Raw genomic sequence first — 2,165 nt, forward strand, 5'->3', positions numbered from 1 at the left:
CGCGTGCTGTGGTCGCTGGCGCAGGCAGCCATCACCTGTGTGTTGGCCTTTGTGCTGGGCTTGCCACTGGCGTGGGTGCTGGCGCGCTTCGAGTTTGCCGGGCGCACCCTGGTGCTGCGCCTGCTGATGCTGCCTTTTGTGGTGCCGACGTTGGTGGCCGCCCTGGGCGTGCTGGCCCTGTGGGGGCCGCGCGGCCTGCTTAGCGGCTGGTTCGGCATCAACCTGCAGGACACACCCTGGCTGCTGCTGTACGGCAATTTGTTTTTCAACCTGTGCCTGGTGGTGCGTGCCGGGGTTGATGCGCTGGGCCAGGTCAATGCGCGCCAGGTGGCGGCGGCACGCTCTTTGGGGGCCACGCCGTGGCGTGCCTTTTGGCGCATCGAGTGGCCGGCCATTGCGCCGTGGCTGATGTCGAGCCTGTGCCTGGTGTTTTTGTATTGCTTTGCCGGTTTCGGCCTGGCGCTGGTCTTGGGTGGCCAGCGTTTTGCCACGGTTGAGGTCGAGATTTACACGCTGGTGGCGCATGAGCTGCAACTCGGCCAGGCCAGCGTGCTGGCGCTGTGGATGCTGGGGCTCACCGGCAGCGTGGCGCTGCTCTATGCGCTGCTGGAAAAGCGCCTGGCTGCGCCCAGTCGGGTGCAACCGCTGGCACGCCGAGCGCCACAGGGTACGGCGCAGTGGCTGGCCTTGCTGGGGGCGCTGGGCGTGTTGTTTTTCATTTGCGCGCTGCCGGTGCTGGCCATCGTCTGGCAGGCCTTGCTGGCGGGCTGGGCCACCTGGGCCGGCGTGTTCGATGCCGAGGTGCGCGCCGCGCTGTGGAACACATTGCGCTTTTCTGCCATGGCGCTGGCGCTCGCCACTTTATTGGGCGTGCTGCATGCGCTGGCCGCGCAGCGCTCGGTGCTGTGGCGCGCTGCGGCCTTTTTGCCGTTTGTGGTGTCGCCGGTCACGGTGGCGTTTGGCCTGCTGCTGTTGTACCCGGGCTGGACCGCCAGCTTGCCCTTGCTGCTGGCGGCCTATGCTGTGCTGGCCTATCCGTTTGTGGCCAAGTCGATGGCGTCCGGGCTCGACAGCCTGCCGCCGCATCTGCTGCACGCGGCGCGCACGCTGGGCGCCAGCCCGCAGCGCACGTTTTGGCGCGTCACGCTGCCGCTGTTACGCCCCGCGTTGCGCCGCGGCATGGCGTTTGCGGCGGCAACCGCACTGGGCGAATTTGCCGTGACACTTTTTTTGTCGCGCCCCGAATGGGCCACGCTCACCACCCTGATCTACCGGCGCCTGGGCCATCCGGGCGCTGCCAGCCTGGACCAGGCCTTTGTGCTGGCGAGCTTGTTGATGCTGCTGGCGCTGCTGGCGTTTTTGCTGATCGAGTGGCCGGTGATAGATGGCAGTGAGCGCCGTCGGGCTGCGGTCGGTGCCTTGCCCGTGGAGACTTTGCACCATGCTTGAACTGCGCCACATCAGCCAGAACTACGGCGAGCGCGCCTTGCTGCAAGACATCAACCTGTCGGTGGCGGCGGGTGAAATTGTGGCCTTGCTGGGGCCGTCCGGCAGTGGCAAAAGCACGCTGCTGGCCATTGTGGCGGGCCTGCAGCAGCCCTTGGGCGGCAGCGTCTGGTTTGACGGCCGGGACATCACCCGGGTGCCACCCGAGCAGCGCCGCTTTGCCCTGATGTTTCAGGACTTTGCCTTGTTTCCGCACCTGAATGTGCGCGACAACGTGGCCTTCGGTCTGGTCGAGCAGCGCTTGGACAAATCCAGGGCAAGGGCCAAAGCACTGGAGATGTTGGCGCTGTTTGGCCTGGCCGACCATGCCCGGCACAAGGTTTGGCATTTGTCGGGCGGCGAGCAGCAGCGCGTGGCGCTGGCGCGCGCGCTCATCACCGAGCCGCGTGCACTGCTGCTCGACGAGCCGTTTTCTGCGCTGGATGCCGACCTGCGTGCCAGCTTGCGCGACGAGTTCAAAGCCCGCATTCAGGCCGCTGGCATGCCGACCTTACTGGTGACCCACGACGAGCAGGAGGCCCGCGCCATGGCCGCGCGGGCGGTGCGCCTGAACGATGGCCAAATTGAGGCCTTGTGGTGAGCCTGCTCAACTTCAACGCGGGTGTGTCAATTTGGCGAATAAATGCATTGTCATTGCGAACGAAGTGACGCAATCCATG

General features: G+C 66.0%; 2 protein-coding genes. Both read left to right on the forward strand.

Going from position 1 to position 2,165, the window contains the following annotated elements; all coding sequences use genetic code 11:
• Window positions 1-1,449: iron ABC transporter permease (locus IBX54_RS14650; RefSeq protein WP_296543389.1), on the forward strand; the 1,449-nt coding region annotated here is incomplete at its 5' end.
• Window positions 1,442-2,086, forward strand: a complete 645-nt coding sequence (locus IBX54_RS14655) for an ABC transporter ATP-binding protein (RefSeq protein ID WP_296543390.1) — start codon at window positions 1,442-1,444, stop codon at window positions 2,084-2,086. The genes IBX54_RS14650 and IBX54_RS14655, both read left to right, overlap by 8 nt.
• Window positions 2,087-2,165: the final 79 nt, after the last annotated feature.

The sequence above is a fragment of the Rhodoferax sp. genome (assembly GCF_014859475.1).
Classification (GTDB): Bacteria; Pseudomonadota; Gammaproteobacteria; order Burkholderiales; family Burkholderiaceae_C; genus Rhodoferax.